Origin of the sequence: Pseudomonas sp. FSL R10-0399 (assembly GCF_009600165.1) — a bacterium.
In the GTDB taxonomy this organism is placed as follows: domain Bacteria; phylum Pseudomonadota; class Gammaproteobacteria; order Pseudomonadales; family Pseudomonadaceae; genus Aquipseudomonas; species Aquipseudomonas helleri.
Map to the genome: position 1 here is coordinate 1 of NZ_WIWK01000089.1, position 25,920 is coordinate 25,920.

Below are 25,920 nucleotides of genomic sequence, written 5' to 3' on the forward strand. Positions count from 1 at the left end.
ACACGGTCAGTGCGGCCGGACGGCTTGCGGGCCGGACGGGCAGACTCATCACGGGCCGGACGACCTGGACGCTCACCTTCGATGTGCGGTTGACGCGCTGGACGCGGCGCAGCCGGTTCACCATTGGCCGGGCGCAAGGTGCGTGCAACACGGTCAGCACGCGGTACTGGGCGTGACGACTTGCGCTGCATACGCTCAAGCTTGTCTTTGCTCTTGGCGTTCATTTCAGGCAGGGCAACCGGCGTGAGGCCGACTTCAGCGCTGAGAATGTCGATTTCGTACTGGCTCATTTCGCGCCAGCGACCCATCGGCAGGTCAGAGTTGAGGAACACCGGACCGAAACGCACGCGCTTCAGACGGCTGACCACCAAGCCCTGAGATTCCCACAAACGACGTACTTCACGGTTACGGCCTTCCATCACCACGCAGTGGTACCAATGGTTGAAGCCTTCACCGCCTGGCGCTTGCTTGATGTCGGTGAAACGCGCAGGGCCGTCTTCCAGCACCACGCCCGCCTTGAGGCGTTCGATCATTTCGTCATCGACTTCGCCACGCACACGTACCGCGTATTCACGGTCCATTTCGTAGGAAGGGTGCATCAGGCGGTTAGCCAGCTCACCGTCGGTGGTGAACATCAGCAAGCCGGTGGTATTGATGTCGAGACGACCGATGTTGATCCAGCGGCCTTCTTTTGGACGCGGCAGCTTGTCAAACACAGTCGGACGGCCTTCCGGGTCGTCACGGGTGCAGATTTCGCCGTCGGGTTTGTTGTACATGATCACGCGGCGCACCGATTCGGCGGCCTCTTCACGCTTGATCACCTTGCCATCGATGGAGATGGCGTCATGCAGATCTACGCGCAACCCAAGGGTTGCATCCTTGCCATTGACCTTGATGCGGCCTTGGCTGATCCAGCTTTCTACGTCGCGGCGCGAGCCGACGCCGATACGGGCGAGTACTTTTTGCAGTTTTTCGCCTGCCGGGCCAATTTCCTGGCTGTCTTTAGGGTCTAGATCACTCATCTGGGCACCTCCCGGTGTGTCAACTCAGGCGTGGCCTGAGGTGTTAAAAATTAAGCCCTGCTGCTCGAACGAGCGCGTGGGGTCGCGAATCATACGCGGATGTTGGTCATTGCGCATCAATGTCGGGTGATGAAGGCGTCGACTTACTTCTTTTTCCGCCGGCCGGTGGCCTTCAGGGTCTTCAAACGCAGGGCGGCTTCGGCCAGCACGGCACGTTTTTCATCCTTGTCGAGTTTCTTCCAGCTTTTGATTTCACGCTTGCTGCGCCCGCAGCCGATGCAGATGTCATCGGTGAATTTGCAGAGGCTGATGCAGGGGTCTTTCATGGTGGAATCTCTCAAAATCCCTGTAGGAGCGAGCTTGTCTCGCGATCTTTTGATCTTTAAAAGCTCGCGAGGCAAGCTCGCTCCTACAAGAGGGTGTCAGTCTTCGAGATCGCGGCGTTCTTGTTCGATAGCGTCGGCCAGGGCTCGGGCTTCGAGTTCTTCTTCACTCAGGGTGGCCCGCGCTTCCAGAGCCGCGACGGCAGCACGCAAGCGATCACGCGCCAGCTCCGCCGCACTGAGCCGTGGTTCTGCCTCAGGTTGCGGCTCTGGTTCTGGCTCAGGTTCAGGTGCTGGCTCTTCACTTGCCGCTTGCGGCTCAACGCTGACTGCTGCCTCTTCCCTCAACAGATCATCAAAGTCAGTTTTAAGACCTTCTTCCATCGAGTCCAGTTCCACCAGCAGGGTGCGGAAGCTGGTCTCGTCCTTGGGCTCTTCAGGCTCCAGGCTTTCGTCTGCCAGGGCTTGCAGGTGCTCAGGCACAGGGGCGTCGTCGAAGTCGAGGATCGGGTCTGGCTCCAGCTCGCGCAGTTCGGCCAACGGCGGTAAATCGTCGAGGTTTTGCAGGTTGAAGTGGTCCAGAAACGCCTTGGTGGTCGCAAACATCGCCGGTTTACCCGGCACGTCGCGGTAGCCCACCACGCGGATCCATTCGCGCTCCAACAGGGTTTTGACGATGTGGCTGTTAACCGCCACGCCGCGCACGTCTTCGATCTCGCCACGGGTGATGGGCTGGCGATAGGCAATCAGCGCCATGGTTTCGAGCATCGCCCGTGAATAACGCTGCGGGCGCTCTTCCCACAGGCGCCCGACCCACGGCGAAAACTTCTCGCGGATTTGCAGGCGATAGCCCGAGGCGACTTCCTTGAGTTCAAAGGCGCGGCCATCGCACGACTTGCGCAGCACATCGAGAGCCTTTTTGAACACGGGCGGTTCAGGCCGTTCGCTCTCGTCAAACAGCTCAAACAGTCGCTCCAGGCTTTGCGGCTTTCCGGAGGCCAACAAAAAGGCCTCCAGCAGCGGTGCCAGTTCGCGGGGTTCAGTCAAATTCATGGTTTCAGCTCTTTATTCGGCTCGCGCCCGCACGTGGATTGCCGTGAAGGGCTCATTTTGCACCAACTCGACCAGCGACTCTTTGACCAGCTCAAGAATGGCCATAAAGGTCACGACCACGCCCAAACGCCCTTCTTCTACGGTGAACAGCTCAACAAACGGCACAAAACCGCCGCCTTTGAGACGCTCCAGCACTTCACTCATGCGCTCTCGCGTGGACAGGGCTTCACGGCTGACCTGATGGCTTTCAAACATGTCGGTACGGCGCAGCACTTCGGCCATGGACATCAGCAGCTCTTCGAGCGCGACGTCCGGCACCAGCTTGCGCGCCCGTGCTTCGGGGGCATCGAGTTTGGGCACGATGATGTCGCGCCCTACCCGGCTCAAGCCATCAATGCCTTCCGCTGCCGCCTTGAAGCGCTCGTATTGCTGCAAGCGGCGGATCAGTTCGGCACGCGGGTCGCCTTCTTCCTCTTCGACCTCGGCCGAGCGCGGCAGGAGCATGCGTGACTTGATTTCGGCCAGCATCGCGGCCATCACCAAATACTCGGCGGCCAGCTCAAGGCGCACGGTTTTCATCAGCTCGACATAGCCCATGTACTGGCGGGTAATTTCCGCCACGGGAATGTCCAGAATGTCGATGTTCTGTTTGCGGATCAGGTACAGCAGCAAGTCGAGCGGGCCTTCAAAGGCGTCAAGAAACACCTCCAGCGCATCCGGGGGGATGTACAGGTCCATCGGCATTTCAATAACGGCCTGGCCATAGACCATGGCAAACGGCAGTTCTTGCTGGGCACCGGCTTGCTCATCAACCGTTTCTACTACGTCCAGGTCTGACATCAGGCCTCGACCATAAACGGCGTCGGGTCACCACAACCTACCCGTACGATTTCGGGTTCGTCATTAACCAGATTAATCACGGTCGAGGCCTTATTGCCGCCAAAACCGCCATCAATAATCAGGTCGACGTGTTTTTCCAGCACATCGCGAATGAGGTACGGGTCTTCCATCGGCTCGGTTTCACCCGGCAGGATCAGCGTGACACTCATCAGTGGCTCGCCCAGTTCTTCGAGCAATGCCAGGGCAATGGGATGCTGCGGCACGCGCATGCCAATGGTGCGACGCTTGGGGTGCAGCAACAAACGCGGAACGTCACGGGTGGCGTTGAGGATGAAGGTGTACGGTCCCGGTGTGTGCGTCTTGAGCAAACGGAACACCTCGGTATCAACCTTGGCAAACAAGCCCAGTTGCGACAACCCGGAACACATCAAGGTGAAGTTGTGTTTGTCATCCAGGTTACGCAGGCGCTTGATCCGCTCGATCGCAGACTTGTCGCCCATCTGGCATCCCACTGCGTAGGACGAGTCGGTGGGGTAGATCACCACGCCACCCTTGCGGATGATCTCGACTGCCTGTTTGATCAGGCGCGGCTGCGGGTTTTCCGGATGGATCTGGAAAAATTGACTCACGTTATGTTCCTGTTCAGTCGGTGGCAGCAGGCTGGTCATATTTGAATCGACACCACAATGGCGGCAGATCTTCCGGGACGGGGCGATATTCGCCGATCTCGGACCAACCTCCAGGGCCATGAAAATCACTGCCGGCGCTGACCAGCAGACCAAATTCACGCGCCAGAATCGCCAGGCTGCCCACCTGATCGGCAGGTTGGTAGCCATTGACGACCTCAATCGCGTGACCTCCCGCTTGAATATAGTCGCCAATCAGCCGACGTCGCTTGCTGCGCGTGAAATCGTAGTGCGACGGGTGCGCCAGGCTCACCCAGGCACCGGCTGCACGCAAGGTGCCGACAGTCTCTTCAAGGGTTGGCCAATGCTGTTTGACGTCGCCCAGCTTGCCAGCGCCCAGCCATTTGCGGAACGCATCGGCGCGGTCTTTGACGTACCCGGCCTCAACCAGGTAGTCGGCAAAGTGCGGACGGGCCGGGGCATTGCCGCTGTCGCCCAGGCCTTGTTGAATGGCCCGCGCGCCTTCCAGCGCGCCGGGCATGCCTTTAAGGGCGAGCTTGCGGCTGATTTCTTCTGCGCGCAGCCAACGGCCTTCGTGCAGTTTGGCGATGGCCTCAAGCAAGGCCGGGGCCTGAGTATCAAACCCGTAGCCCAGTACATGAATGGTTGCGCCACCCCAGGTGCACGACAATTCAATGCCGTTTACCAGCGTCATGTTCAAGGCCAGCGCCGCCGCGCGGGCTTCTTCGAGGCCTTCAAGTGTATCGTGATCGGTCAGGGCCAGGACTCGCACACCTTTCTCGAACGCACGCGCAACCAGTGCCGCCGGCGCCAAAGCGCCATCAGATGCCGTGCTATGGCAATGCAAGTCTATTTCCACGGGGATTTAATAACCTCTAGCTGACGCTTTCGCTGTCATTGATGTTTGTTATTATGCCGCCACATCCTGCTTCTGGCTGCCACTGTGAAACAATTCATCGACTTCATCCCGCTGTTACTGTTTTTCGTTGTCTACAAAATCGAACCACGCGTCGTTGATTTCGCCGGGCATAGCCTGACGGTCGGGGGCATCTTCAGCGCGACAGCGATGTTGATCCTCAGCTCGGTGGTGGTTTACGGCATTCTGTTTATCAAGCAGCGCAAGCTCGAAAAGAGCCAGTGGCTGACCCTGATCGCCTGCCTGGTATTTGGCAGCCTGACCTTGGCCTTCCACAGCGAAACCTTCCTTAAATGGAAGGCGCCGGTGGTGAACTGGCTGTTTGCCGTGGCGTTTGCCGGTAGCCATTTCATTGGCGACAAGCCGCTGATCAAACGCATCATGGGCCACGCGCTGACCCTGCCGGATGCCGTCTGGACGCGCCTGAACCTGGCCTGGATCGGCTTCTTCCTGTTCTGCGGTGCGGCCAACCTGTTTGTGGCCTTCACTTATCAGAGCATCTGGGTCGACTTCAAAGTCTTCGGCAGCCTGGGCATGACCGTGCTGTTCCTGGTTGCTCAGGGTATTTATCTGTCGCGCCACCTGCATGACACCGATTCTGCACCGACCAACACCAAATCCGAGGACTGACATGCTCTACGCAATCATTTCCACCGACGTTGCCGACTCCCTTGAAAAACGCCTGGCCGCACGCCCGGCGCACCTTGAGCGCCTGCAAGCACTGCAAAAAGAAGGCCGTGTCGTTCTGGCTGGCCCGCACCCGGCCATCGACAGTAATGACCCAGGCCCGGCCGGTTTCACTGGCAGCCTGGTGGTCGCCGAGTTCGACTCACTGGTAGCTGCCCAGGCCTGGGCTGACGCGGACCCTTACGTGGCTGCTGGCGTGTACGCCAATGTCATCGTCAAGCCGTTCAAGAAAGTCCTGCCCTAATCGCGGTATTTTTTGCCGGTCGCCGACGCGCAAAGCGTCGGCACTGGCTAAATCGAGTAAGACATGAGCGACCTGTTACTGATAGATGATGACCAGGAGCTGTGTGAGCTTCTGAGCAGTTGGTTAAGCCAGGAAGGCTTCCAGGTACGCGCTTGCCACGACGGCCTGAGCGCCCGCAAGGCGTTGCTCGAGGCCAGCCCCGATGCAGTGGTGCTGGACGTGATGCTGCCCGACGGCAGTGGTCTCGAACTGCTCAAGCAACTGCGCAACGACCACCCTGACCTGCCCGTGCTGATGCTGTCGGCCCGTGGCGAACCGCTGGACCGTATTCTCGGCCTCGAACTGGGAGCCGATGATTACCTGGCCAAACCCTGTGACCCTCGCGAACTGACCGCCCGCTTGCGCGCTGTCTTGCGCCGCAGCCACCCGGCCGCCGTGTCCACCCAACTGGAGCTGGGCGATTTGTGTTTCAGCCCGGCGCGGGGCGTGGTCACCATCGACGAACATGACATTCCCCTGACCGTATCTGAAAGCCGCCTGCTTGAGGCGTTACTGCGCCAGCCCGGCGAGCCACTGGACAAACAGGAGCTGGCGCAAATTGCCTTGGGCCGCAAGCTGACCTTGTACGACCGCAGCCTCGACATGCACGTGAGCAACCTGCGCAAAAAGATCGGCCCCCACCCCGATGGCCGCCCACGCATCATGGCCCTGCGCAGCCGCGGCTATTTTTATAGCGCATAAGAACCTGTAGTCGCTGCCGAGGTACGAGGCTGCGATGGGGTGCGAAGCGGCCCTTGGCTATGGTCTTGCGACCCACATCGCAGCCTCGTGCCTCGGCAGCGACTACGGGGTTTGAGCAAGGCTGAGTGTTGTGTTGATGACACTATGTAAACCTCACCCCAAAACGTCTTTACCTAAGCTTTACGCTCGACTGACAGCCATTGACCTTGATCTCCCTAAACTGGGCGCATCCGGATTCACCGGAACCGTACTAAGGAGACACACCATGCGTAAGACTCTAATTGCTCTGATGTTTGCTGCAGCCCTGCCAACCGTCGCAATGGCCATGCCTGGTGGTGACGGCCCAATGGGTCCACGTCACGGCGGTGAGCACGGTCGCGGCGATGCCCCTTACAGCCAACTGGACCTGAGCCGCGAACAGCGCCAGCAGATCGGCAAGTTGATGGGCGAGCAAATGCACGAACGTAAACAACTGGTTGAGAAGTACCTGGAAAAACTCCCGGCGGCTGATCAAAAGGCGCTGAAAGACGAAATCGCTGCCAAGCATCAGAAAACCCAGAGCGATATTCGTGCGCTGCTCAAGCCTGATCAGCAAAAAACGTTCGATGAGATGCAAAAAAAACGCGCTGAACGCCAAGCAGAATGGAAACAGTTCAAGGAGTGGAAAGCTCAGCAGGCTCCAAAAGCGCAATAATCTAGTCTGTTACCAAGCCCAACGGCCCCCCGGTCGTTGGGCTTTGGTCGTTTCAATCATTTACCTGTGAGGAATTACTGTGCGTTCACTGTTTTGGCGGATTCTGGCCAGTTTTTGGCTGGCGATAGCCTTGGTCGCAGGGCTCTCGATTCTGTTGGGGCATATGCTCAATCAGGACGCCTGGATCCTCAGTCGCCACCCCGGCCTGCATAATCTGGCGCAACAGTGGACCGAACGTTTTGAAACCCAAGGCCCAGACGCCGCGCAGGATTTCCTCGAACGGCGCAAGCGTCGTTATCACATTGACGTCCAGGTGCTTAACGAAAGTGGCGATCCGGTGGTGGAAGGCACCTTTCCACGCCGCGCTGCGGTTTGGGAAGCCCGACAAGGGCGCGGCAAGGAGCAACTGCCGTGGCGCCGCCTGACCGTCGAGTACACCAGCCCCAAGACCGCCGAAACCTACTTGCTGATTTACCGCATCCCGCACCCGGAGCTGGACGCCTGGCATCGCCAAAGCCTGATCTGGCCGCTGAGCGCGCTGGGGATTGCGCTGGTAGTGCTGACCTTGTTCAGTTTGCTGGTCACGCTGTCGATCACCCGCCCGCTGAGCCGCTTGCGCGGGGCCGTGCACGATTTGGGGCAAACCACCTACCAGCAAAACAGCCTGGCGCAACTCGCATCACGCCGTGATGAGTTTGGCGTGCTGGCCACTGACTTCAACCGCATGGGCGCCCGCCTGCAAAGCTTGATCGGCAGCCAGCGCCAACTGCTGCGCGATGTGTCCCATGAACTGCGCTCACCGCTGGCACGTTTGCGCATCGCATTGGCGTTGGCCGAACGGGCCGGGCCAGAAGAACGCGAAAAGCTCTGGCCACGCCTGACCCGCGAGTGCGACCGCCTGGAGTCCTTGATCAGCGAAATTCTCGCGCTGGCCAGGGTTGATGCCGATCAAGCCAGCGCCGAACCCATTGAGCTGAACCCTTTGCTCGCCACGGTCCAGAAAGACGCCTCACTGGCCGCCCCCGAACAACGAGTGCAGCTCAATGCCGAGCCTGACCTGAGCATCAGCGGTTGGCCGACCATGATCGAACGCGCCGTGGATAACCTGCTGCGCAACGCTCAGCGCTTCAACCCGCCAGAACAACCGATTGAATTGACCGCACAACGCTCGGGCGACCACATCGCCATCAGCGTGCGCGATCACGGCCCGGGGGTGGCTAAAGAGTATTTGGCGCATCTGGGCGAGCCGTTCTTCCGGGCACCGGGCCAAGCGGCGGCAGGCCATGGGCTGGGCCTGGCGATTGCCCGCCGTGCGGCAGAACGCCATGGCGGCAGGTTGCTGCTGGACAATCACCCGCAGGGCGGGTTTGTTGCCACGCTGGAGTTGCCGTTGGAGCCTAATGCCACTTAGCGAGCTTGATTCGCGATCTTTTAAAGGTCAAAAGATCGCGAGGCAAGCTCGCTCCTGCAGTAAACGCTTAGGCTGACCAGGCTTTGACGAATTCGGCGCTGTTCACTTTTGGTGCATCACGCAGTTCGTTCTGCGGGGTGCCCAGGTACAGGAACGCAACCACTTCTTCGCCGTCTTCCAGACCCAGGCCCTTGGCCACGTGAGCGTTGTAGGACAGCTCGCCAGTACGCCACACCGCGCCAATGCCTTGGGCAAACGCGGCCAGTTCAATGGCGTGGGCAGCGCAACCGGCGGTAATTAACTGCTCGGACTTCGGCACTTTGAAGTGCTCCTGCAAACGCGCCACAACCACTACCACCAACGGCGCCCGCAATGGCATGGCCCGCGCCTTGTCCAGTGCCGCCTGGGTCACTTCGCCGCCCTGCCCTTGCACCGCTTGAGCCAGGATTTCACCCAGTTGATTGCGCGCTTCACCTTCAACCGTCAAAAAACGGTAAGGCCGCAGCTGACCGTGATCCGGAGCGCGCAAGGCGGCCGCGAACAAGACTTCACGTTGCTCGGCCGTCGGCGCAGGGTCCAGCAAGCGCGGGGCAGATACACGGTTAAGCAAAGCGTCGAGAGCCTCCATTGGCCACCTCCTGAAGAAAATGTGCGGCTATTCTAACGGTATCCATCGAAAGTCTGGCGGTTTACATCGCTCAGACCACAGGTAGAATGGCGCCCCCCTTCAATCCCGAGCTGATTTCATGGCACTGCCGACTTTACGCATTATCGGTTTTGTAATCGGCATCTTCCTGATTACGCTCGCGGTCAGCATGTCTGTGCCGATGCTGACGCTGGTCATTTTTGACCGCATGAGTGATCTGCCGTCCTTCCTGTGGGCCAGCCTGATCACCTTCGTCGCCGGTCTGGCACTGGTGCTGCCCGGCCGTCCGGAGCAGGTGCACCTGCGCCCGCGGGACATGTATCTGCTCACGGTCTCGAGTTGGCTGGTGGTGTGCATTTTTGCTGCGCTGCCGTTTTTGCTGACGCAGCACATCAGTTACACCGACTCATTTTTCGAAAGCATGTCCGGGATTACCGCCACCGGCTCCACGGTGCTGAGCGGGCTGGACACCATGACGCCGGGTATTTTGATGTGGCGCTCGATGTTGCACTGGCTCGGCGGCATCGGCTTTATCGGGATGGCGGTGGCCATTCTGCCGTTGCTGCGCATCGGTGGTATGCGCCTGTTCCAGACCGAATCGTCTGACCGTTCAGAAAAAGTCATGCCGCGCTCGCACATGGTGGCGCGCTTGATTGTCGCGACTTATGTGGGCATCACCATTCTCGGCAGCCTCGCGTTCTGGTGGGCGGGCATGAGTGTGTTCGACGCGATCAACCATGCCATGTCGGCGATTTCCACTGGCGGGTTTTCAACCTCGGACCAGTCTCTGGCCAAGTGGACGCAACCGGCGGTGCACTGGGTGGCCATTGTGGTGATGATTCTCGGCAGCCTGCCTTTTACCTTGTATGTGGCGACATTGCGCGGCCATCGTCGGGCATTGTTCAAGGATCAACAGGTTCAAGGGTTGCTCGGGCTGCTGGTGGTGACCTGGTTCGTCATGGGCACCTGGATGTGGTGGACCACCGACATGTCATGGTGGGACGCCTTTCGTCATGTGGCGCTAAACGTTACGTCGGTGGTGACCACTACAGGCTTTGCCCTGGGCGACTACAGCTTGTGGGGCAACTTCTCGCTGATGCTGTTTTTCTACCTGGGTTTTATCGGGGGTTGCTCGGGCTCGACGGCGGGCGGAATCAAGATTTTCCGCTTTCAGGTTGCCTATATTCTGCTCAAGGCCAACCTTAACCAGCTGATTCACCCCCGTGCGGTGATCAAGCAAAAGTACAACGGGCACCGCCTCGACGAAGAAATCGTGCGCTCGATTTTGACCTTTTCGTTCTTCTTCGCCACCACCATCTGCGTGATTGCACTGGCATTGTCACTGCTTGGCCTTGACTGGATGACCGCCCTCACCGGCGCCGCCAGTACGGTGTCTGGCGTGGGGCCGGGGCTGGGTGAAATCATCGGCCCGTCGGGCAATTTCTCCAGCTTGCCGGATGCCGCCAAATGGATTCTGTCTTTTGGCATGTTGCTTGGGCGTCTGGAGATCATTACCGTGTTTGTATTGTGTGTTCCGGCATTCTGGCGGCATTGATTCAATCAGAGGTTCAGCATGGGCCAAATCCTGTCACTGCGTCATTACCGCCAGGACGTGATCGCGCACAGCCATGAGCATGCGCAGCTGGTGATCAGCTTGTCCGGCCTGCTCGACTTCGAAGTCGACGGCCGGGCCAGCCTGTTGCGCCAACAGCACCTGATGGTGATCCCGGCTGGGGCCCATCATATTTGCGGCAGCGAACAAGGCAGCCAGTGCCTGGTGCTCGATGTACCGGGCCAGGACTGGCTCGGCGAGTCGCTGGGCAGTCACGCCGACGCCAGCCGCCGCTTGCTCGACAACGCCGGGCACTTGAGCCTCGACGCCAATCAACACCAACTGGTGAGCTGGCTGGCCGCCAGCCCGGTGAACGACCCCTTGATCGCCCGGCAAGGCGCGATCCTCTTGCTGGCAAGCCTGAACAACGCTGTCGAGCCGGTAACTGCAAACCGCCTGCCTTTTGCCGCACTGGATGCCTATATTGAGCAAAACCTCGCCTACCCGCTTCAGGTCATGGATCTGGCGCGAGTCGCAGGTTTGTCCTGCGCGCGTTTACACAGCCGCTTCGTCAGTGAATGCGGGCTGACGCCCATGGACTACATTCGCCAGCACCGCCTGAACACGGCATTGCAGCTTTTGCGCCACAGCGCCCTGCCCATGGGCGAAGTGGCCAGCCGGGTCGGCTACGCCTCGCAAAGCGCCTTCAGCGCGGCCATGCTGCGAGCATTTGGCGCGTCACCGTCGAGGCTGCGCCGCGAGTCTGGCGACAACTGACGCGAGTCTGGCGACAGACACTACCCAGGCCCACAGCCTAGACTGCCTGCCTTGCCTGTATCGACTTAAGGACTGCAATGACTCCGCGTACCGCCTTGGGCGCCCTGCATATTGGCGCACTGATGTTCGGCCTGACCGGCGTGTTCGGCAAACTCGCCGCCGCGTCAGCTTCCATTATTGTGTTTGGCCGGGCCGGTTTCGCGGTGCTTGCACTGGCCTTCTTTGCTGCACTGGCCAAAAGCACGCGCTGGAAAAAACTGGCACTGCGCGATGCGCGTAACCTGCTGATCAGCGGCTTGCTGCTGGCCGGGCATTGGGTGAGTTTTTTTGTTTCGGTCAAAATTGCCGGGGTGGCGATTGCGACCTTGGGCTTTGCCAGCTTCCCGGCATTTACCGTGATCCTCGAAGGGCTGATTTTCCGCGAGCGCATCCGCCTCAATGAGGTGATTCTGGTGTTGCTGGTCAGTATCGGCCTGATTCTGGTGACCCCCAGCTTCGATCTGGCCAGCCAGGCCACCGAAGGGTTGATCTGGGCCATTGCCTCGGGCCTGCTGTTTTCGCTGCTGTCGCTGAATAACCGGGCCAACAGCGGACGCGTGCCAGCGGTGCAGGCAGCGATGTGGCAAAACGCAGTGGTCGCTTTGTGCCTGCTGCCTTTTGCGGCACCGGGCCTGAGCGAAGTTCGACCGATGGACTGGCTGTGGATCGCCTTGCTCGGGGTGTTCTGCACCGGCGTGGCCCATAGCCTGTTTGTCGCCAGCCTGGCGGTGATCAAGGCACGCACAGCGGCCGTGGTCTTCGCTCTGGAGCCGGTGTACGGCATCACCCTGGCGTGGCTGATATTCCACGAAACCCCGACGCTGCGCATGCTGGTTGGCGGGGTGTTGATCATCGTCGCGATTGTGGTGTCGAGCCGCCTCAGCAGCGGCCCGACGCCGAAACAAGCCGTGCTCGATTCAGCCGCTCACTGAACCCGGTCGTTGTGCCCCAAATCACGCTGCGGGTCGATCTGATCGCGGACCCGCTGCTTGAGCACCTTGGCTTCGGGAAAGCCGCCGTCGGCCTTGCGCTCCCAGATCTGCACGCCGTCACAGGTAATGCGAAACACCCCACCGGTGCCCGGTTCCAGCGCCACTTGGCGCAAATCGTCAGCAAATGTACTGAGCAGCTCTTGCGCCAACCAGGCCGCCCGGAGCAACCACTGACACTGCGTGCAATAAGTGATGACAATTTGCGGCTTGCTGGCAGACATGTTTCTAAAACTCCTGGGGTTAAAGGCGCCGCTATAATAGCCGCCTTTGTCGCTTGCCCAGAGATTCATGATGCGCCGTCTGCTGATTTTCCTGCTTCTGTATTTAAGCCCGCTGGCCCTGTTGGCGGCTGAAAAGCCCCAGCCCAAAATCGGTTTAGTGCTGTCCGGCGGGGCCGCCCGCGGTCTGGCACACGTCGGCGTACTCAAAGCGCTGGAAGAGCAAGGCATTCATATTGATGCCATCGCGGGCACCAGCATGGGCGCGGTAATCGGCGGGCTGTATGCCTCGGGCTACAAGATTGATGAGCTGGAAAAGCTCGCTTTGAGTATCGACTGGCAAGAAGCACTGTCAGACAGCCCCGCCCGCGAGGACGTCCCGTTCCGGCGCAAGCAGGATGACCGGGATTTTCTGGTCAGACAAAAGCTCAGCTTCCGTGACGATGGCAGCCTGGGCCTGCCATTAGGCGTCATTCAGGGGCAAAACCTGGCATTGCTGCTGGAAAGCCTGCTGGCGCACAGCAGCGACGTGCGCGACTTCGACAAACTGCCCATCCCGTTCCGTGCCGTGGCCACCGACATCGTCAGTGGCGAGAAAGTGGTGTTCCGCAAAGGCCACCTGCCCCAGGTAATTCGCGCCAGCATGTCGATCCCGGCGGTGTTTGCGCCCGTGGAAATCAACGGCCAGTTGCTGGTCGATGGCGGCATGGTCGACAACATCCCGGTGGACGTGGCCCGCGAGATGGGCGTCGACCTGGTGATTGTGGTCGACATCGGTACGCCACTGCGGGGGCGCAAGGAGCTCAACACGGTCTTCGACATTCTTAACCAGTCCATCACCCTGATGACCCGCAGCAACTCTGAGGTTCAACTGGCCACGCTAAAACCGGACGACGTACTGATCAAACCGTCGCTCGCGAGCATTGGCGCGACCGACTTTGGCCGCTCAGAAGAGATCATCAATGCCGGCTATCGCGCGACACAGATCCTTGAAAACCGTCTGGCCAGCTTGCGCCAGCCCGCCGATGCGCAACTGAGCATCGCCCGTTCCGCCGAAGAGCGGACCCCGGTGATTACCGCGATCAAAATCGAGAACGACTCGAAAATCGACGACTCAGTGATCCGCTATTACATCCGCCAACCGGTCGGTGAGCCGCTGGATCTCGCGCGTTTGCAACGGGACATGGGCACACTGTACGGCCTGGATTACTTTGATCAAGTGCAGTACCGCGTGGTGCACAAAGGTCAGGAGCGCACCCTGGTAATCAGCGCCCGTGCCAAGCGCAGCGGCACCGATTTCCTGCGCCTGGGCATCAACCTCTCGGATGACATGCACGGCGACAGCGCCTTTAACCTCGGCGCCAGCTACCGGGTCAATGGCATTAACCGCCTGGGCGCCGAGTGGCTGACGCGGGTGCAAATCGGCGATAAGCAAGAGTTGTACAGCGAGTTCTATCAACCGCTGGATGCGGGCTCGCGTTTCTTTGTGGCGCCGTATATCAACGCTCAATCGCAGAACGTCGAGGCCATTCTGGATAACGACCCGATTGCCGAATATCGCCTTGAGCGCTATGGATTTGGCTTGAACCTGGGCCGCCAGATCGGCAACAGCGGTGAGATCCGTGTGGGCGTTGGTGAGGCATGGGGTAAGGCCGATGTACGAATCGGCGAGCGTGACTTGCCGAGCACCAGCTTCAGCGAAGGCTTTTATGACGTGAAGTACTCGTTCGACTCGCTGGATAACGTTTACTTCCCGCACACGGGCGAAGACATCAGCTTGAACTTCCGCCAGTTCGATCCGGCGCTGGGCTCGGACGAGCGTTATCGCCAATGGGAATTCAACCTCGACAAGGCCTTGAGTTCGGGGCCGAACACCTGGATTCTGGGCGGGCGTTACGGGCGTACGCTGGACCAGGCCAATGTTGTGACCTCAAGCTTTTTGCTCGGCGGTGCGCGGCAGTTGTCCGGGTTCCGTGAGGATGCGATTTCGGGGCAGAACATCAGCTTGATGCGGGCTGTTTACTACCGGCGCCTGACGCCGCGCTCGTACCTGCCACTTGATTTCCCGCTGTATGCCGGTGCGTCACTGGAACGCGGCCGCGCCTGGAACAACGACAACGAGTTCGACAGTGGCTACATCAATGCCGCGAGCATTTTTATTGGCTTTGATACACCGCTGGGCCCGCTGAATTTCAGTTACGGGATTAACGATGACAATCAGAAGGCGTTGTATTTGAACCTGGGGCAGACGTTCTAAGCTGTGCCCTTGTAGGAGCGAGCTTGCCTCGCGATCTTTTGATCGTTTAAAAGATCGCGAGGCAAGCTCGCTCCTACAGGTAGAGGGAGGGAAGTCAGTTCTTTTCGAGGTTTTCCAGGATGCGCTTGTGTACGCGCATGCAGATGCGCTGATCTTCTTCGTCTATGCCGACAAACAATTCCTGACGCAACGCGGTGGCGATGGCCTCGATCTGGGCGATCAAGGGCAAGGCTGACTCACTCAATTCGATTTTCTTGGCGCGGCGGTCTTCCAGCACCGCCTGACGTTTGACCAGACCTTGGGCTTCAAGGCTGTCGAGCAAACGCGCAAGGGTCGGACCTTCAACCCCGACACTTTGCGCCAATTCCCGCTGGGTAGGCTTGCAGTCGAATCGTGCCAGATGCAGCAGCACCAGCCAGCGGGCTTGCGACAGGCCAAGACCGGCCAGGCGTCGATCCAGCTCCGCACGCCAGCCACGAGACATTTGGGCCAACTGCATACCAAAACGGTGTTGATCGGTTAACGGCATAAAAAACTCAATGTTTAGACTGAAAAAGAGTGAAACCAATTGTTAGTCAGCTAAGCATGGAGCTTGCACATAGGCAAGACCTGTATGTCAATCAATTCGTTACATGCCAATAACCGTTACATTTCGAACTCGGATTGCAGGGCGGCGCGCACGCAATAAAGAACGCCTTCCGGCACTCGACCTTTGAACTGTTCAGCGATACTGGCCACGCTTGGCAACTCGCCCTCACCGTCCAGAAACGCGTCCTGCACTTCTTCCATCAGCTCTTCGGGTAAGTCCAGCGCTTGCTCCAGCGACAGTTCCTGACGCCCAATGGCTTCGGCCAGCAGCGTGTAAACGTTCTTTTCAGAGCACTGCAATTGCCCGGAAATCTGCAGCGGGGTCATGCCGGCGCGTGCCAAGCTGATCAGTTCGTGACGGATGTCCGCGACCACTTTCGGCGCCTCGGCCTGCCCGCCCAACACTTCGAGGAACGCCTCGCCGTAGCGCTCCAGTTTGCGCGCACCAATACCGCCGACCTTGGCCATGTCGGCCAGCGACGTCGGCTGGCTGCGCAGCATTTCGAGCAGCGTTGAGTCGGGGAAGATGACGTAAGGCGGTACGCCATGCTCTTCGGCCAGCTTGCGGCGCAAGGCACGTAGGGCCTCCCACTGCTCGCGCTCGTCGCCACGCACCAGTTGGCTGGCCGGGCTGGCAGAACTGCTTTTGACCGTGGTTTGCGGCTTGAGCTCGCGACGCAGCTCTAGCGTCACTTCGCCGCGCAACAAAGGCCGGCACGTGTCGCTCAAACGCAAACCGCCGTAGCCTTCGATATCAATGTCGGCCAGACCACGGGCAACCAGTTGGCGGAACAAGGTGCGCCAATCGCCCTCGGATCGGGCTTTGCCTACGCCGAAGACCGACAGGTGTTGATGGCCCATGCTGCGGGTTTTTTCGTTTTCGCGGCCCAGCAACACGTCAATCAGGTGGCCGGTGCCATAACGCTGGCCGGTACGATAAATCGCTGACAACGCCTGACGCGCCGGTTCTGTGGCGTCCCAGGTTTGCACGCCGTCGACACAGTTATCGCAATGCCCACATGGCTGGGGCATGTCTTCGTCAAAGTACGCAAGCAAGGTCTGACGGCGGCAGCGGGTTTCTTCGCACAGAGCCAGCATCGCGTCGAGCTTGTGATGCTCCAGACGCTTGTGGCGCTCGTCGCCTTCGGAGTTTTGCAGCATCTGCTTGAGCATCACTACGTCTTGCAGGCCGTAAGCCATCCAGGCATCTGCGGGCAAGCCATCACGGCCCGCACGGCCGGTTTCCTGGTAGTACGCCTCAAGGGATTTGGGCAGATCCAGGTGCGCCACGAAGCGCACGTTGGACTTGTCGATGCCCATGCCAAAGGCGATGGTCGCCACCATGATCAGCCCTTCTTCATTGAGGAAGCGCTTTTGGTTGGCGGCACGGGTTTCGTTGGGCAGACCGGCGTGGTACGGCAAGGCCGGGAAGCCCTGGTCGCACAAAAACTGCGCCACTTCGTCGACCTTTTTACGCGACAGGCAATAGACGATGCCCGCATCACTGCGCCGTTCCGAGAGAAACGCCAGCAATTGTTTGCGCGGCTGCTCTTTGGGCACGATGCGGTAAAAAATGTTGGGGCGGTCGAAGCTGGACAAAAAACGCTCCGCATTCTGCAAATGCAGGCGGGTGACGATTTCTTCGCGGGTGCGTTTGTCGGCGGTGGCGGTCAGGGCGATGCGCGGTACATGGGGGAACATCTCGGCCAACTGGCCCAGTTGCAGGTACTCCGGACGGAAGTCATGCCCCCACTGCGACACACAGTGCGCTTCGTCGATCGCAAACAGGGCGATGTCCAGGCTCTGCAGAAAGGCCATCATGCGCGGCTGAACCAGACGCTCTGGCGCCAGGTAGAGCATTTTGACTTCGCCACGGCGGATCCGGTTGGCCAGGTCGCGCTGTTGATCGGCGCTCAATGTCGAGTTCAGGGAGGCGGCGGCGACGCCCAGCTCTTCGAGCGTGGCGACCTGATCATCCATCAAGGCGATCAACGGCGAGACCACCACCGCAAGGCCGTCACGCAACAGCGCCGGGACCTGGAAGCACAAGGACTTGCCGCCGCCGGTGGGCATCAGCACCAAAGCGTCGCCACCACTGGCCACGCGCTCAATAATGTCACCCTGACGGCCACGGAAACTGTCGTAGCCGAAGATGTCTTTGAGTACGCGTTGAGCCTGTTCGAGCATAGAAACTCCAGAAATCGCCGAAACACCCCTGCGTCAGCAGGACCCGGCGCGGCCTCAAGCGGCGTTTAAACCCTTGGGCGCAGAGCGCTGGAGCCGCTGTCTTGACCGCAGGGCATCACAAAACGCGGCAGTATACCCGAGCACTCCACCCTACAGGGCGCTGTGATTGCAGTACCGATCACCGGGAAGTAATGGCAAATGTGCGCAACGACTGGCTTGGGCGCTCAAGAAAGCCTAGAATTCGGTATTGTTTATTTTCTAGGTAGTCCCTTAATGTCCTTCGCTGAGCAACTAACCCGCCTGCAAGCCTTCCTCGACGCTGACGAGCTGCATGACGAGGCGCTGGACTACGTAGCCACTCACGGCTACCTGACTGCCCTGTCCATCTGCGCTGATGTCGTGCCTGAGCGTGAGTGGATCGACGCCATTTTCTCTGAAACCCCGAACTACAAAGACGACGCCGAGCGCGAAGAGATCGAAGGTTCCCTGGTTAAGCTCAAGGAACATATCGCTCGCCAGCTGGCCTCGGACGAAGAATTCGAACTGCCGTGTGAACTGGACCTGGGCGACGAGCCGGATGATTCCGATCTGCGCGGCTGGTGCATCGGCTTTATGGAAGGCGTGTTCCTGCGCGAAGAGGCCTGGTTCGAAAGCGCCGAAGAAGAAGTCAGCGAAATGCTGCTGCCGATCATGGTCGGTTCTGGCCTGTTCGACGACCAGCCAGAATTCGCCGATATCGCTCAGGACGCCAACCTGATGGACGACATGATCGTGCAGATCCCGGAAGCCCTGACCGCCCTGTACCTGCTGTGCCATGTCCCTGACGAAAAACCGGCCATCCTCAAGCCGCGTCACCACTGATTCAATGCCCGGCCCCTCGTTCAGCAGCCGTTCGCGGCTGCTGCGTTACGTTCTGTTTGCCATTGGCTGGCTGAGCGTAGCGCTGGGGGTTCTGGGGATTTTCCTGCCGGTACTGCCCACCACCCCCTTTCTGCTCTTGGCTGCCGCCTGCTTTGCGCGCAGTTCCCCACGGTTTTACCAGTGGCTGGTCGAACACCCTCGACTGGGGCCCTGGATCCGCGACTACCTCGACGGTAACGGCATCCCGCTCAAGGCCAAGGTCTACGCCATTGGTTTGATGTGGCTGAGCATTGGCGTGTCCTGCTACCTGGTGCCATTGCCATGGGCGCGAGGGTTTATGCTGCTCAGCGCGGTGCTGGTGAGCCTTTATATCCTGCGCCAGAAAACCCTGGAAAAACCTTAAAGATCAAAAGATCGCGAGGCGAGCTCGCTCCTACAGAGGGGGTTCTGTGACGTGGTTGCGTTGGTAGGTGTCGGCGCCCATGGCTTCGATCTGCCCTTCGATCAGCGCTTCAAACGGGCGCAGCAGCGGTGCATAGGACGCCGGAGCTTCGAGGATATCCAGCGCCTGAACGATGGCTTCCACGGTCGACAAAGCCCCAGGCCCCGGCGCCTTGCGCAGGCGGTAACGGGACACCGCGCCCTCGGGTAAGGTCACCCGCGGCAGTTGGGCCAGCAACGGGTTGAGGTGCAGCAATTTGCGCGCCTTGCGCCATGTGCCATCGGGTACCACCAACAGCAACTTTTCAGTTGCCGCAGCATCCGCTTGCAGCGGTTGCGCACCCTCCCCCGGAAACAACAACCGCGCCTGATACCCCGGCGGGTTGAGCAGCGTGTGCAAATCCTCAAACACTTCGCCCACCCGCAGTTCAGCGTTGGTCAGCCCCAGAGCCGCCAACCGCGCGGTGTTCAGCGCATGATTGACTTCACTGGGGTGCTGTAACAGCAAGACGCGGGTGTAGCTGTCCAGCTGTGGGATCAAGTCGCACAGGCAGTGCGTTTGCGGGCGCAAGCAACGAGGGCATTGGGCACGGGACATAGCGATAACGCTCTCTTCAAGGTTGATTTAGCTGCGCTTTGAGCAGGTCGCGAAACGTTTGAATCAGCGGCTCACGACTACGGCCACGGCGCACAATCATTGAAAACGGCGCCTGATAACCAAAGGTCGCCGGCAGCAGCACGCGCAAGTCACCCTTCTCGACCCACGGCTCGGCGTAATGCTCGGGCAAGTAACCAATGTAGGCACCGGAGAGCACCAGAATCAGTTGGGCTTCCATACTGTCGACGGTGGCCGCGCTATGTTTAAAGCCGTGCCGCGCCAGCTCGGCCTGGCTCCAGTAGCCGCGCCCGACCATGCGTTGCTGAGTAATCACCGGCTCGGGGATTCGCCGCTCAGCGAACAAGGGATGCCGCGTGCTGCAATACAGCCAATGCTGTTCACGGTACAGCGGCTGATAAACCAGACCGCTCATGCGCGACGAAAACGCACCGATGGCCAGATCAAGCCGGTTGTCTTGTACTCCGAGCTGCAATTCGTAAGGGCTCATGACCGACAGGTGCAAGTGCACCGCCGGGTGCTCCTGACTGTAGGCGCCAATGGCTTCGGCAAAGGGCAAGGCTTTGTCGCTGACCGTGGAGTCGATCACCCCCAGGTTCAAGGTGCCGCGCAGTTCACCCTTGAGCGCGGCGGCGTACTGCTCAAAGCCTTCCAGCTCGCCCAATAGACGCAGGGTTTCCTGGTGAAACAGCTCGCCCTTGCTGGTGAGGCTGAACCCGCCGCGCCCCCGATGGCACAGCACCAGCCCCAGATTGGCCTCCAGCTGGCTCATGTAGGTGCTGATGGCCGACGTCGACAGGTTGAGTTCCTGCTGCGCCGTGGCGAAACCCTGGTGCCGGACCACACTGGCAAAGATTCGCAATAGTTTTAGATCTGGTAAAGCGTTGGCCATGAATGACTCACTTTTCACGGTAGGAGCGAGCTTGTCTCGCGATCTTTTCACAATCAAAAGATCGCGAGACAAGCTCGCTCCTAACCGTGGCGCGCATATTTTAGGCTCGGAGTCTAACTCGAGGCCGCGCATTAGTTTAGAAAAATCTGAACTAAGTATTTGCCTGTAGGGATTCTTCCCGCCGCTGGCCTTTCGCAGAATCGACCGCCATAACCACAACAAACGACGAGGTCTTTCCCGTGGATAAAATTCTTCACCAACCACTGGGCGGCAATGAAATGCCGCGCTTCGCCGGCATTGCCACCATGATGCGCCTGCCCCATCTGCAATCCGCCGCCGGTCTGGATGCCGCCTTTGTTGGCGTGCCATTGGACATCGGTACGTCGTTGCGCGCAGGCACCCGTTTCGGCCCTCGCGAAATCCGCGCCGAATCCGTGATGATCCGCCCTTACAACATGGCCACCGGCGCTGCCCCGTTCGACTCGCTGTCGGTCGCGGATATCGGCGACGTGGCAATCAACACCTTCAACCTGCTGGACGCCGTACGCATCATCGAAGAAGCCTACGATGACATCCTCGAGCACAACGTGATCCCGTTGACGCTGGGTGGCGACCACACCATTACCCTGCCGATCCTGCGCGCCATTCACAAAAAGCACGGCAAGGTCGGCCTGGTGCATATCGATGCTCACGCCGATGTGAACGATCACATGTTTGGCGAAAAAATTGCCCACGGCACCACGTTCCGCCGCGCCGCTGAAGAAGGCTTGCTGGACTGTGACCGTGTCGTGCAAATCGGCCTGCGCGCCCAGGGCTATACCGCTGAAGACTTTAACTGGAGCCGCAAACAGGGCTTCCGTGTGGTGCAGGCCGAAGAGTGCTGGCACAAGTCGCTGGCCCCGTTGATGGCTGAAGTCCGCGAAAAAGTCGGCGATGGCCCGGTGTACCTGAGTTTTGATATCGACGGCATCGACCCGGCCTGGGCGCCTGGCACCGGCACCCCGGAAATCGGCGGCCTGACCACCATTCAGGCGATTGAGATTATTCGCGGCTGCCAAGGCCTCGACCTGATCGGTTGCGATCTGGTAGAAGTCTCGCCGCCTTACGACACCACCGGCAATACCTCACTGCTGGGCGCGAACTTGCTGTACGAAATGCTCTGCGTCTTGCCGGGAGTCACTCATCGCTAAACCCCGCCTCCAGACGGGATAAAGGGTTCGAGGTGCCATCGCGCACCTCGAACAGCGCCCTCGCCGGCCTGCCGGCTGACCGGGCCGTTTTTTGTGCATGACGCGGCCAGCGAGCGGCGCATGCAAGGGGAGCAATTCTTTAGCCAGGATCGCGCGGCTCCGGTCTTCAAGACCTGAGTCAGCACACAAGAACAAAAGGCCTTTGGCTGGCCTGTTACGAATGTTTGTCCGCTTTGTCGGAAAGGCTGCCGCCCCCTTAGCCAGTGTGATCGGAGATGATCATGAATAATAAAAACAGCCCCAATAATGCGGGCCACATTAATTCACCAGGAGTTAACCCGACTCCGAACAACGCACGCCGAACCGGACTCAGGGATGTATTTCGCCTGTTTTTGGGCAACGCGCGCGCCACGCAATACACCCAACGCCACACCCGAAACAGCGGTGATGCCACCCATCGCCTGATCGCCTCATAAAAAAAATAATCGGAGACTCGCCATCATGGCTTTAGACCTAATAGTCGTCCTTATCTACGCTGCTGCAATGCTGGTGCTGGGTTACTACGGCATGCGCAAGGCAAAAACCCACGAAGAATACCTGGTCGCCGGGCGCAACCTGGGCCCGACGCTGTACATGGGCACCATGGCCGCCACGGTGCTGGGCGGTGCTTCAACCGTCGGTACTGTACGTTTGGGTTATGTACACGGGATTTCAGGCTTCTGGCTGTGTGCGGCCCTGGGTTGCGGGATCATCGCGCTCAATCTGTTCCTGGCCAAGCCGTTGCTCAAACTCAAAATCTTTACCGTGACCCAAGTGCTGGAAAAACGTTACAACCCGATGGCGCGCCAGGCGAGTGCCGTGATTATGCTGGCTTACGCGCTGATGATCGGCGTGACCTCCATTCTGGCGATCGGCACCGTGCTTGAAGTGTTGTTCGGCCTGCCGTTCTGGGTATCGGTGGTGCTCGGCGGTGGCGTGGTGGTGGTGTATTCGACCATTGGCGGGATGTGGTCACTGACCCTGACTGACATCGTGCAGTTCGTGATCAAGACCGTGGGCCTGATGTTCGTGCTACTGCCGATCTGTCTGTACCGTGTCGGCGGCTGGGATGAGCTGGTGAGCAAACTGCCAGCGTCGAACTTCAGCTTCACCAGCATCGGCTGGGAAACCATCGTCACCTACTTCATGATTTACTTCTTCGGCATTCTGATCGGTCAGGACATTTGGCAGCGCGTGTTTACCGCCAAAACTGACAAGGTGGCCAAGTACGCCGGTACGTTCGCAGGGTTCTACTGCATCCTTTACGGCCTGACCTGTGCCCTGATCGGCATGGCAGCCCATGTGCTGATCCCGGACCTGGGCAACGTCAACAACGCGTTCGCCGCCATCGTTAAGGTTTCGCTGCCGGACGGCATTCGCGGGCTGGTGATTGCTGCCGCCCTGGCCGCCATGATGTCCACCGCCAGTGCCGGCTTGCTCGCCGCCTCCACCGTATTGACCGAAGACCTGCTGCCCAAGCTGCGCGGCGGCAAGCAATCGAGCCTGAAGATCAACCGCCTGTTCACCATGCTCACAGGCCTTGTGGTGCTGGCGATTGCCTTGGTGGTAAGCGACGTTATCAGCGCCCTCACGCTGGCCTACAACCTGCTGGTTGGCGGCATGCTGGTGCCATTGATCGGGGCGATTTACTGGAAGCGCGCCACGACGGCAGGCGCCATCAGCAGCATGAGCCTGGGCTTTATCACGGCGCTGATTTTTATGATCAAGGATGGTCTGGACGCCAACACGCCTATCTACTACAGCCTGGCTGTAGGGCTTATCAGCTTTATCGTGGTCAGCTTGCTGGATCGGCGCCCGGCCACAGTGGCCAGCGCTGCCTGATACCCACTTTCTTCAGCGGGCGCGACGTCGGAGGTCGTGCCCGTTTTTTTCGATATCAGGCGCTTACGCTGCCACCGTCTTAACGGCGACGTTGCGGACGGCGACGCGGGTCTTCGACAGGGATCGGAATAGGTTGCAGCGGAGGCTCAATCAGGCCCAGTGCAACGCCGACGTCATGCAGCCAGTTTTTCAGTTTGTCTTTCATATTTCCCCCTTGGGGCCACACTTACGACCGGATTCCTTGGTCGCTTCGTACAGATAATAGTCCTAAGTCCTACAAGATGCTTGCTTAAGGTCAATGAACTTTAGGCTAATCCTCCTCTTTTCAAGTCAGGCCGATGCGCGTTGTGCTGCAACTTCTACGTCGCTTTTAACGGACGCCGTCTGCTGCAACGTTATCCACGCATTCAAGTTGGCGCCCAGCATGCCCTTTCGCCACATCAACCACGTAGTGGCAGAGGCAAAAGGTTGTTTCAAGGGATGTACGCCGACACTTTCACGGCCCGGCAAGCTGGCCAGCATCGAGGCTGGCATCAACGCCACACCCGACCCTGCCACCACGCACGCCAACATGCCCTGATAGGACTCAATCTCCATCACGCGGCCCATCGCCGCCCGGTCGCTGGCGTACCAGGCCTCAAGGCGGGTGCGATACGAACAGCCCTGACGGAAGGCGAACACCTCACGCCCCTGCACGTCCTGGGCGCGGGTGATAGGTGGATGATCCAGATCGCTGATCATCACCAGTTGCTCTTCACAGAACTCAACGCCATCGAGCCCGGCCAACTCAAGTGGGCCATCCACCAGCGCCGCATCCAGACGCCCGGTGAGCAAACCTTCGAGCAATTCCCCGCTCGGCGCCGACTGTACATGCAGGTTCACCGCCGGGTAGGCGCGGTGGTAGCGGGCCAGCAAAGCGGGCAGATGAATCGCCGCGGTGCTGTACATCGTGCCAAGGGTGAATTTGCCGGACGGCACGCCGCCCTGTACCGCACCCAGCGCCTCATCGCGCAGGGCGAACAGGCGCGCGGTGTAATCGAGCAGCACTTTGCCCGCTGGGGACAATTGCAAGCGCTGGCGCTCACGCATGAACAACTCGACACCCATTTGCTCTTCAAGTTGTTTGAGCCGGGTCGACAGATTGGAAGGCACGCGGTGCAGACGTTCAGCTGCACGGGTGATCGAGCCTTCTTCGGCCACGGCCTGAAAAATCCGTAATTGGCTGAATTCCACGCTATTCTCCAAAACTGAACAAGTCACTCACTATTATTCAATTTTATAGAAAGTCAATCACCGCTAGCCTGACGGTCATTGTCACTGCCCGGGAATCAACAGCATGTCAGCCCTGACTCGCTTACTCGCCAGCTTTATCGCACTCATGATGGCCATGGGGATTGGCCGTTTTTCACTCACTCCGCAACTGCCGCACCTGATCAGCGAAGGCCAGATCGACCTGACCGGCGCCGGGCTGATTGCCGCCGCCAACTATCTGGGCTATCTGATCGGCGCGCTGGACGCCATTCGTGCCAGACGCCCGGAGCAAGTCCGTGGCCGACTGCACACCGGTTTATGGCTGTGTGTGGTGCTGACGCTGATTTCGTACTGGGCACAAGGCTTTTGGCCGCATTTGCTACTGCGCTTTGGCGCCGGGGTGGCGAGCGCCTGGGTGATGGTGATGATCACCGCGCTCAGCCAGCAGATCGCGGTCAGCGCTAACCGCCCGCGCTTGGGCGCCCTGGTGTTCGCCGGACCCGGCATTGGCGTGGTGCTCACCGGCTTGCTCGCACTGTTTGCCAACGTTCAGGGGCAAAACTCGTCCATGTTGTGGCTGATCTACGCGGTGGCCGCCTTGCTCATGCTGCTGGTGATCATGCCGATCCTGCCACCCGCCAATGGCCTTGCTCCGCACGTGCAGACGGCGACCACAAGTCCGCGCCACCCCGGCATCACCCGCCTGGGGGCCATTTATGCGCTGTATGGCTTGGGGTACATCATTCCGGCGACGTTTTTGTCGCAAATGGCCAACGCGCAATTTCGCGGTCAATGGCAAGCCGATTTGTTCTGGCCAGCTTTCGGCCTGTGCGCGGCCATTGGCGTGGTGCTGATCAGCTTTCACCGGCCCTCGCCGCGCACCACTCGCCTGTGGCTGATGGCCGCGCTGTGGGTGCAGGCGGCCGGTGTGCTGGCATGCTTGCTGCCCAGTAG

The 25,920-nt window shown here is 59.6% G+C and carries 29 protein-coding genes; 15 read left to right on the forward strand and 14 right to left on the reverse strand.

Going from position 1 to position 25,920, the window contains the following annotated elements:
• The 6 genes from rluB to GHO41_RS21450 all read right to left on the reverse strand — a co-directional run.
• A partial coding sequence (gene rluB / locus GHO41_RS21425; protein WP_153434593.1) for a 23S rRNA pseudouridine(2605) synthase RluB occupies positions 1–1,022 on the reverse strand: 1,022 nt, incomplete at its 3' end.
• Between the two features lie 143 nt (positions 1,023–1,165).
• Positions 1,166–1,348 (reverse strand): DUF1289 domain-containing protein, encoded by a 183-nt coding sequence (locus GHO41_RS21430; protein ID WP_048371472.1) that lies wholly within the window; start codon positions 1,346–1,348, stop codon positions 1,166–1,168.
• Between the two features lie 96 nt (positions 1,349–1,444).
• The gene (scpB, locus tag GHO41_RS21435; RefSeq protein ID WP_153434594.1) at positions 1,445–2,398 is read right to left on the reverse strand and encodes an SMC-Scp complex subunit ScpB; all 954 of its coding nucleotides are present in this window, start codon (positions 2,396–2,398) and stop codon (positions 1,445–1,447) included.
• Between the two features lie 12 nt (positions 2,399–2,410).
• The gene (locus GHO41_RS21440; RefSeq protein WP_164488149.1) at positions 2,411–3,109 is read right to left on the reverse strand and encodes a ScpA family protein; all 699 of its coding nucleotides are present in this window, start codon (positions 3,107–3,109) and stop codon (positions 2,411–2,413) included.
• Between the two features lie 128 nt (positions 3,110–3,237).
• Positions 3,238–3,867 carry an L-threonylcarbamoyladenylate synthase gene (locus GHO41_RS21445; RefSeq protein ID WP_178110058.1) on the reverse strand — a complete coding sequence of 210 codons (630 nt, stop codon included), beginning with the start codon at positions 3,865–3,867 and terminating at the stop codon, positions 3,238–3,240.
• A gap of 13 nt (positions 3,868–3,880) precedes the next feature.
• On the reverse strand, positions 3,881–4,744 hold the full coding sequence (locus tag GHO41_RS21450) for a PHP domain-containing protein (RefSeq protein WP_371928991.1): 864 nt from the start codon (positions 4,742–4,744) through the stop codon (positions 3,881–3,883).
• Between the two features lie 84 nt (positions 4,745–4,828).
• Here GHO41_RS21450 and GHO41_RS21455 point away from each other — a divergent pair, with 84 nt between their 5' ends.
• The 5 genes from GHO41_RS21455 (at position 4,829) to GHO41_RS21475 (ending at position 8,578) form a co-directional block, all read left to right on the forward strand.
• On the forward strand, positions 4,829–5,431 hold the full coding sequence (locus GHO41_RS21455) for a septation protein A (protein WP_048371484.1): 603 nt from the start codon (positions 4,829–4,831) through the stop codon (positions 5,429–5,431).
• A gap of 1 nt (position 5,432) precedes the next feature.
• Positions 5,433–5,732: a YciI family protein gene (locus GHO41_RS21460; RefSeq protein WP_048371486.1), complete on the forward strand. Its 300-nt coding sequence runs from the start codon at positions 5,433–5,435 to the stop codon at positions 5,730–5,732.
• 63 nt (positions 5,733–5,795) lie between these two features.
• The gene (locus GHO41_RS21465) at positions 5,796–6,473 is read left to right on the forward strand and encodes a response regulator transcription factor (protein WP_048371487.1); all 678 of its coding nucleotides are present in this window, start codon (positions 5,796–5,798) and stop codon (positions 6,471–6,473) included.
• 265 nt (positions 6,474–6,738) lie between these two features.
• Positions 6,739–7,167 carry a Spy/CpxP family protein refolding chaperone gene (locus GHO41_RS21470; RefSeq protein ID WP_048371489.1) on the forward strand — a complete coding sequence of 143 codons (429 nt, stop codon included), beginning with the start codon at positions 6,739–6,741 and terminating at the stop codon, positions 7,165–7,167.
• A 79-nt stretch (positions 7,168–7,246) separates the two neighbouring features.
• Positions 7,247–8,578, forward strand: a complete 1,332-nt coding sequence (locus tag GHO41_RS21475) for a HAMP domain-containing sensor histidine kinase (RefSeq protein WP_048371491.1) — start codon at positions 7,247–7,249, stop codon at positions 8,576–8,578.
• A 67-nt stretch (positions 8,579–8,645) separates the two neighbouring features.
• On the opposite strand, the gene GHO41_RS21480 is transcribed toward GHO41_RS21475, so the two are convergent.
• The gene (locus tag GHO41_RS21480) at positions 8,646–9,206 is read right to left on the reverse strand and encodes an NAD(P)H nitroreductase (protein ID WP_153390750.1); all 561 of its coding nucleotides are present in this window, start codon (positions 9,204–9,206) and stop codon (positions 8,646–8,648) included.
• Positions 9,207–9,324: 118 nt separating this feature from the next.
• Here GHO41_RS21480 and GHO41_RS21485 point away from each other — a divergent pair, with 118 nt between their 5' ends.
• The 3 genes from GHO41_RS21485 to GHO41_RS21495 all read left to right on the forward strand — a co-directional run bounded on the left by GHO41_RS21485 (position 9,325) and on the right by GHO41_RS21495 (position 12,524).
• Positions 9,325–10,779 (forward strand): TrkH family potassium uptake protein, encoded by a 1,455-nt coding sequence (locus tag GHO41_RS21485; protein WP_048386102.1) that lies wholly within the window; start codon positions 9,325–9,327, stop codon positions 10,777–10,779.
• An 18-nt stretch (positions 10,780–10,797) separates the two neighbouring features.
• Entirely contained in the window at positions 10,798–11,553 is a 756-nt protein-coding gene (locus tag GHO41_RS21490; protein WP_153390749.1) for an AraC family transcriptional regulator, read from the forward strand.
• 77 nt (positions 11,554–11,630) lie between these two features.
• Positions 11,631–12,524 (forward strand): DMT family transporter, encoded by an 894-nt coding sequence (locus GHO41_RS21495; RefSeq protein ID WP_153390748.1) that lies wholly within the window; start codon positions 11,631–11,633, stop codon positions 12,522–12,524.
• Here the strand turns inward: GHO41_RS21495 and GHO41_RS21500 are convergent.
• On the reverse strand, positions 12,518–12,805 hold the full coding sequence (locus tag GHO41_RS21500) for a SelT/SelW/SelH family protein (RefSeq protein WP_048386108.1): 288 nt from the start codon (positions 12,803–12,805) through the stop codon (positions 12,518–12,520). The genes GHO41_RS21495 and GHO41_RS21500 overlap by 7 nt on opposite strands.
• 70 nt (positions 12,806–12,875) lie before the next feature.
• Here GHO41_RS21500 and GHO41_RS21505 point away from each other — a divergent pair, with 70 nt between their 5' ends.
• Positions 12,876–15,059: a patatin-like phospholipase family protein gene (locus GHO41_RS21505; protein WP_153434600.1), complete on the forward strand. Its 2,184-nt coding sequence runs from the start codon at positions 12,876–12,878 to the stop codon at positions 15,057–15,059.
• 94 nt (positions 15,060–15,153) lie between these two features.
• Here GHO41_RS21505 and GHO41_RS21510 read toward each other — a convergent pair whose 3' ends face one another.
• Both GHO41_RS21510 and recQ read right to left on the reverse strand, forming a co-directional pair.
• The gene (locus tag GHO41_RS21510; RefSeq protein WP_048386112.1) at positions 15,154–15,588 is read right to left on the reverse strand and encodes a MarR family transcriptional regulator; all 435 of its coding nucleotides are present in this window, start codon (positions 15,586–15,588) and stop codon (positions 15,154–15,156) included.
• Between the two features lie 116 nt (positions 15,589–15,704).
• A complete protein-coding gene (gene recQ, locus GHO41_RS21515) occupies positions 15,705–17,834 on the reverse strand; it encodes a DNA helicase RecQ (protein WP_048371507.1) in 2,130 nt (709 codons plus the stop codon).
• Positions 17,835–18,107: 273 nt separating this feature from the next.
• On the opposite strand from recQ, the gene GHO41_RS21520 reads away from it, so the two are divergent.
• Positions 18,108–18,695 (forward strand): YecA family protein, encoded by a 588-nt coding sequence (locus GHO41_RS21520; RefSeq protein WP_153434595.1) that lies wholly within the window; start codon positions 18,108–18,110, stop codon positions 18,693–18,695.
• A 4-nt stretch (positions 18,696–18,699) separates the two neighbouring features.
• Positions 18,700–19,098 (forward strand): YbaN family protein, encoded by a 399-nt coding sequence (locus GHO41_RS21525; RefSeq protein WP_082148754.1) that lies wholly within the window; start codon positions 18,700–18,702, stop codon positions 19,096–19,098.
• A 30-nt stretch (positions 19,099–19,128) separates the two neighbouring features.
• Here the strand turns inward: GHO41_RS21525 and GHO41_RS21530 are convergent, their stop codons facing one another.
• Both GHO41_RS21530 and GHO41_RS21535 read right to left on the reverse strand, forming a co-directional pair.
• Positions 19,129–19,734, reverse strand: coding sequence for a tRNA-uridine aminocarboxypropyltransferase (locus GHO41_RS21530; RefSeq protein ID WP_153434596.1), 606 nt, complete (start codon positions 19,732–19,734; stop codon positions 19,129–19,131).
• Positions 19,735–19,750: 16 nt separating this feature from the next.
• Positions 19,751–20,644: a LysR family transcriptional regulator gene (locus GHO41_RS21535; RefSeq protein WP_048371511.1), complete on the reverse strand. Its 894-nt coding sequence runs from the start codon at positions 20,642–20,644 to the stop codon at positions 19,751–19,753.
• A 239-nt stretch (positions 20,645–20,883) separates the two neighbouring features.
• Here GHO41_RS21535 and speB point away from each other — a divergent pair, with 239 nt between their 5' ends.
• From speB to GHO41_RS21550, 3 genes are all read left to right on the forward strand, one after another.
• The gene (gene speB / locus GHO41_RS21540) at positions 20,884–21,834 is read left to right on the forward strand and encodes an agmatinase (protein ID WP_048371512.1); all 951 of its coding nucleotides are present in this window, start codon (positions 20,884–20,886) and stop codon (positions 21,832–21,834) included.
• Positions 21,835–22,115: 281 nt separating this feature from the next.
• A complete protein-coding gene (locus GHO41_RS21545; protein WP_153373595.1) occupies positions 22,116–22,310 on the forward strand; it encodes a hypothetical protein in 195 nt (64 codons plus the stop codon).
• A 25-nt stretch (positions 22,311–22,335) separates the two neighbouring features.
• Positions 22,336–23,715 carry a sodium:solute symporter gene (locus tag GHO41_RS21550; protein ID WP_048371515.1) on the forward strand — a complete coding sequence of 460 codons (1,380 nt, stop codon included), beginning with the start codon at positions 22,336–22,338 and terminating at the stop codon, positions 23,713–23,715.
• Between the two features lie 79 nt (positions 23,716–23,794).
• On the opposite strand, the gene GHO41_RS30430 is transcribed toward GHO41_RS21550, so the two are convergent.
• Together GHO41_RS30430 and GHO41_RS21555 are read right to left on the reverse strand one after the other, a co-directional pair.
• Entirely contained in the window at positions 23,795–23,920 is a 126-nt protein-coding gene (locus GHO41_RS30430; RefSeq protein WP_256677203.1) for a PA1414 family protein, read from the reverse strand.
• Positions 23,921–24,045: 125 nt separating this feature from the next.
• The gene (locus tag GHO41_RS21555) at positions 24,046–24,948 is read right to left on the reverse strand and encodes a LysR family transcriptional regulator (RefSeq protein WP_048386125.1); all 903 of its coding nucleotides are present in this window, start codon (positions 24,946–24,948) and stop codon (positions 24,046–24,048) included.
• 103 nt (positions 24,949–25,051) lie between these two features.
• Between GHO41_RS21555 and GHO41_RS21560 the strand changes: the two genes are divergently transcribed.
• Positions 25,052–25,920: YbfB/YjiJ family MFS transporter (locus GHO41_RS21560; protein ID WP_153434597.1), on the forward strand; the 869-nt coding region annotated here is incomplete at its 3' end.